Here is a 5473-nt window from a genome sequence, read left to right on the forward strand (position 1 = left end):
ATCTCGCTGGACTCGACGCGTTGGTCGTCAATGATCCAGAGTTCCATCCCGGGTTTGGCCCGCGCGCCGATCAATCGATCGCGCATGAATTGCTCGGCTACCTGGCCGCACAGCTGGGCCGGTCACCGGAGCTCTACCGGGATTACAGCCGCCGCCCGCAGACCCGGACCGATCACCCGCTTGAGCTCGCAGCGCTGCGCGGTCTGCGGGTTCCCGCCCGGGATGATGTGCCGATGATGGTCGAACTTGCCGTCAGGGGCTCCAGGATCTGAGCCGGATGGAGGGAAAGTTCGCGCGTGGCGTCCGCTGATCGTGTGTTTCTGGGCCGCCAGCATATGGATGTGCTGGCATCTCCGAATCGTCGAGACTCACCAGCGCCCGACTTTCCTTCGCTTCCAAGAATGCAGTTTTCCCAACAGTTTTGAGCGATAAGAGCTGCACGATCCGCGGCTGGTGACAGATTCCGTCATTAGCCTGTGGAAACCTGAAATCGCGAGAGATTGGCAGCCTAGGCAGGAACCCAAGCGCAGCCCAGTATCTGTTTCGGGGAATCAAAGCCTTCTCACGCGAAGGCAAAAGGTAGGGGCATTGGCTTTTCGATTTGTTCATACGGCGGACGTTCATCTGGATTCGCCTCTTCGGTCGCTGGCGCTACGCAACCCGGAACTGGGTAAACTGATTGGCAACGCGACGCGGCGTGCCTTTGTCAATATCGTCGATCTCTGCCTGTCCGAGCAGGTCGACGCGCTTCTTCTGGCAGGTGATCTCTACGACGGCGATCAGACCTCCATGAAAACTGCTCGGTTCCTTTCCGAGCAAATCCGCCGCCTGGACCAAGCCGGAGTCCGGGTGTTCATCATCCGGGGCAACCATGATGCGTTGTCGAAGATCACCAGAGAACTGGCGTACCCGGAATCAGTAAAAGTCTACGGTGGGCGCCCCGAGGCTATTTCGCTCGAATCGGGAGATCGAGCCACCCCTGTGGTCATTCACGGGCTTAGCTTTGCGCAGGCACAGTGTCCGGAAAGTCTGGTGGGAAAGTACAAGCCACGGGTCGAAGGCGCTGTGAATATAGGTCTTCTGCACACCAGCCTCGCAGGAACGCGGGGGCACGATCGGTACGCACCCTGCAACGTCTCGGATCTGGAGGCGACAGAGTTCGACTATTGGGCGCTCGGTCACATTCACAAGCGGTCAATCAGCACCGGACGCTGCACGATCGTTATGCCGGGCATGCCCCAGGGGCGCGACATCAACGAATCCGGTCCGAAATCGGTCAGTCTTGTTACGATCGCTGATGACCGCACAGTCCATGTTGAGGAGAGGTTCACCAGCATCGCACAGTTCGAGCGCGTGGTGATCGACCTCGATGGCGTCGCAGATTGGCGTCAGATGGTGACCACGGTAGCCGCCACCCTGGAGGCTGCGCGGGAAGCTGCAAATTCCGAACACCTTGTGGTCCGACTTTCCTTCACCGGACGAACGCCGCTCGCATGGCAGCTCCGCAACGATGCCGACCTCATTAAGGCCGAAGCCGAGCACAGAGCATCTGTCATTGGCCGGACCTGGATCGAGAAAGTGGAGATCCAGTGCACCGACCTCGTTTCCGCGGATCGGTCCAACGGGGGTCCACTCGTCGAACTTCGAGAGCTTGTCGGAAGCGAGATCATCGGGTCGGAAGCTTACCACGCCACGCTCATCGATATTGGCGAGGAGCTTCGTGGTCATCTGCCGCCTGAAAGCAGAGGTGCTTTCGGTGCTGACCAGGAGGAGTTTCGGGCCACGTTGCGCCTGCTCGCGCAGGAGGGGGTCGAAGATGTGCTCGCACGGCTCCATCGCCGGAAGCAGGATGAGGTAGCCTGATGCGCATCAACCGGCTTGACCTTACCCGCTACGGCAAATTCACCGACAAGCACATCGACTTCGGGCCCGTGGAGCCGGGGCGTCCGGATTTACACATCATCTACGGTCCGAACGAGGCGGGCAAATCGACAGCCCTATCTGCATTCCTCGACCTCCTCTTCGGCGTCGAGTCCCGCAGCCGCTATGATTTCCTCCATCCATACTCAACGATGCGCATCGGGGCCGCATTGGAGATCGGTGGTTTTGCCCGGGAGCTTGTCCGGATCAAGAAGCCCCAAAACAGTCTGCTCGGTCCGGGTGATCAGCCGATCGGCGAACATTTGATCCTCGGCGAGCTTGGTGGAGTTGAGCGGGACGTCTATTGCGCGATGTTTTCACTCGACGATGACACCCTTGAGGAAGGCGGCGAGAGCATTCTGGCGAGCAAGGGTGATCTCGGGCAGCTTCTGTTTTCGGCAAGCACAGGATTGGCGGCACTAAGTCAGACGCTTGTTGAATTGCGTTTGCAAGCCGACGGCCTGTTTAAGCTCCGTGCCCGCAGCAGTGAAATCGGCGACTTGAAAAGTCGGCTTTCCGACCTGAAGGAGCGAAAAGAGCAGATTGACACGCTCGCCACCCATTATCGCCAGATGGTGGAAACCAAGGAGCGGTCACTGGCGCACTATGACGAAGCGATGGCCGACCGAACCCGGACGCAGCTGCGGCTGGAGGAGGTCAAAAACCTGCTGACCGCACTGCCACGACTGTCGGAATTGCGGCACATCCGGGACATCCTCGCTGAGTTGCAAGATGTTCCCGAGGCGCCGCCGTCGTGGGCAAACGAACTGCCGGTACTTCATCAAGAGGACATCGAGCTTGCCGTGAAGCGGGAGACCGCGAAAGCGTCAATGGCCGAGCTTGAGAAAGGGCTCAATGCCATTGCCGTAGACGAGATCGCGCTCACCGTGGGGCAACGGATGGACGCTATCGGCGAGTTGCACGCCCGTTATGTCACCGCCGAAAGGGATTTGCCGGACCGCCGTCTTCAATTGACGGAGGTCGACCGGGAAATTGCGAACATTCTGCGGCTTCTCGAGCGCCCCGAAGAAGACGAGCCGAGCAGCCTGATGCTCGGAAGTCGCATTTCTGGGAGTATCAGAGACCTCGTTGAACGCCGATCCGGTATCGACGCGACGCTTCAAAACGCGAAGCGCGAAGCCAAAGAGGCAAACCGCCGTCTGATTGAGTTGCAGAGCAAGCTGTCGAGCGAAGCCGCTGCCTCCACAAACGGCAAAGCCATTGCGGCGCTGGCGAGGGAGCTCTCGGCGCTTCGAGAGAACGATCATGCATCCCGCCGCCGCGTCGCGGAACGCTCTCGTGTGGAACTCCTGGGAACACTGGCGCAACAGATGTCGGAACTCCGACCCTGGGGTGAAAGTCTAGACCAGGTGAGGCAAATGAGAGTGCCGGCGCCTTCTGAGCTGGAGAGCTGGAAATCAGCTCTTTCTAAAGCGGAAGCCGAGATCGATCGCCACAGCGATGACAGCGGGCGCCTCACGAGTGAGCAGCGGCGTTTACGAGCCGAACTGGATGCAGTGAAGAATTCCACCGGCGTCGTGGACGATCATGAGGCAGCGACGTCGCGATCAGCGCGTGAAGCGGCGTGGGCCAAGCATCGTGAGGCGCTCGATCAATCGACCGCTGCGGCGTTTGAGATCGAGCTGCGGAAAGACGATCTGATCACCAGCGCCCGGCTGGGACACATGGGCGACCTGGCGAAGCTCAATCAAACCTGTCAGAGACTCGCCGTCGCGGAAGCGGAATTGGAACGTTCAGCGGAGCTGCTGAACGCGGCAAAATCGAAACGCGAAGTTATCAGGGCCAACATTCTGGAGTCCGCTCGGAAAATGGCTCCGGCTGTTTCCGGCGAGATCACGCTAGGTGGGCTTGAGGCATGGCTGCGCCGCCGCGAAATGGCCCTCGCGACGGCCGCATTGCTCAGGCAGGCGGAAGGTGACCTACGCCAGGCGGAAGCGGATGGCTCGGCGGCGCAGAACCGGCTCTCGGCGGCACTGTCGGCGGCAGCCGTTCCCCATGATCACTCTGATTCCTGCGAAGCGCTTTTGGCTACGGCCCAATCGGCCGTTGATCTGGAAGTTGAACACAAGAATCTGAGGGAGCAGCTTGAACGCTGCGAAAGGGAGGAGGCTTCCCGCCGCTCAGCCCTTGAAACGGCATCCGCCGACGAGGCGCGATGGGACGCGTCATGGGCTCAGGTTTGCAGGAGCTGCTGGCTCGGGGCGGGCGGCACTATCCCCAGCCTCATGACCGTCAAGGAGGTCATGGACCGACTAGCCGAGCTCGGCCCGGCTGCTCAACGGCAAGCCGGATTGGCAGATCGCATCGCCAAGATGGAGGACGATCAGGCGGCCTTTTCGCGCGAGCTTGCCGTCATGGCCGCAGAACTCGGATTGGAGCGACCAGCAGAGAGTGCCCTGAGCCTCTGGGCGCTGATGTCCGCCAGAGTGGAAGAGGCCCGATCGAAAAAGGCGGAAAAGGAATCCATGCAGCTTGCTCTCAAGGATCAGAGCCTCAAAAGCCGGGACCTGGAGGCTGAAATCGAGATTTGCGAGCGACGCAAATCTGAAATGACGCAGCTGTTCGGAGTAACTTCCTTGCAGGAGGTTGAGAAAAAGCTGCGCATGATCGAGCAAAAGATCGACTCGCGCCGGCGTTGTCATATCATCGAACGCGAAATCCGCGAGGCGCTGCCAATTCAGGACATGGCCGATGTCGAACAGATGCTTGACGCCGCGGATCGGCATGCGCTGGAGGCCGAGCAGGTAGAACTCAGAGCCCGGTTTGAGGATCAGGATCGGCGCGTACGAGAGTTGTTTACGGCATACAGCAAAGCGTCCGACGAGGTGGATGCTGTCGACGGCGACAATGCCGTGGCTGCTCTTGAGGAGCAACGGCGCACGGTCCTCCTGGAAATCGAGGATAAAGCGTTCAGCTACTTCCGCCTCAGGGCCGGCATCGTAGCGGCCGAGCAAGCCTTGCGCCTCTATCGCGACAAGCATCGCAGTTCGATGATGCTTCGCGCCTCGGCGGCTTTTCAGGTGATCAGCCGCGGCGCCTATCGCGGTCTGGCGACCCAGCCTGACAAGGACACCGAAGTCCTTATTGGCATCGGGGCTGATGGGAGTTCCAAGCTGGCGCAGGAAATGTCAAAGGGAACGCGCTTTCAACTCTATCTCGCGCTCCGGGTTGCCGGCTACCACGAGTTCGCCCAATCTCGAACCTCGGTTCCCTTTATCGCCGACGACATCATGGAGACGTTCGACGACTTTCGGGCGGAGGAAGCTTTCCGGCTCTTCGCCGATATGGCGAAAGTGGGTCAGGTAATTTATCTGACGCATCACCAGCATCTTTGCGACATCGCCCGGCGGGTTTGTCCTAATGCGCGCATACACGAGTTGGCCGCGCCACTCGTCCAGGAACGCCGAGCTGCGTGAGACGTCGATCCCGAGATGGTGCAAGCCGGGGGCCCTCCGTGACCGCCCGTGACCAATTCAAAGATTATTCGCCGATCAGCGCCGAAGCGCCAAGCCGTTTACAGGCACTTTGAGGA

General features: G+C 60.0%; 3 protein-coding genes. All 3 read left to right on the forward strand.

Annotated elements, in window-relative coordinates:
- The coding region (locus tag EN749_RS29735) for a DUF4158 domain-containing protein (RefSeq protein ID WP_210214737.1) at positions 1-272 on the forward strand (272 nt) is incomplete at its 5' end.
- A gap of 316 nt (positions 273-588) precedes the next feature.
- A complete protein-coding gene (locus tag EN749_RS29740) occupies positions 589-1863 on the forward strand; it encodes a DNA repair exonuclease (RefSeq protein ID WP_128364499.1) in 1275 nt (424 codons plus the stop codon).
- Positions 1863-5357 carry an AAA family ATPase gene (locus EN749_RS29745; protein ID WP_128364500.1) on the forward strand — a complete coding sequence of 1165 codons (3495 nt, stop codon included), beginning with the start codon at positions 1863-1865 and terminating at the stop codon, positions 5355-5357. The genes EN749_RS29740 and EN749_RS29745 overlap by 1 nt, the downstream gene beginning before the upstream one ends.
- The last annotated feature ends 116 nt before the right edge of the window (positions 5358-5473 follow it).

The organism is Mesorhizobium sp. M7A.F.Ca.ET.027.02.1.1 (assembly GCF_004022985.1).
GTDB lineage: Bacteria > Pseudomonadota > Alphaproteobacteria > Rhizobiales > Rhizobiaceae > Mesorhizobium.

What these genes read in the sequence shown, in the direction of transcription:
- EN749_RS29745 (WP_128364500.1), top strand. Translation starts at nt 1,863, where the DNA reads ATGCGCATCAACCGGCTTGACCTTACCCGCTACGGCAAATTCACCGAC.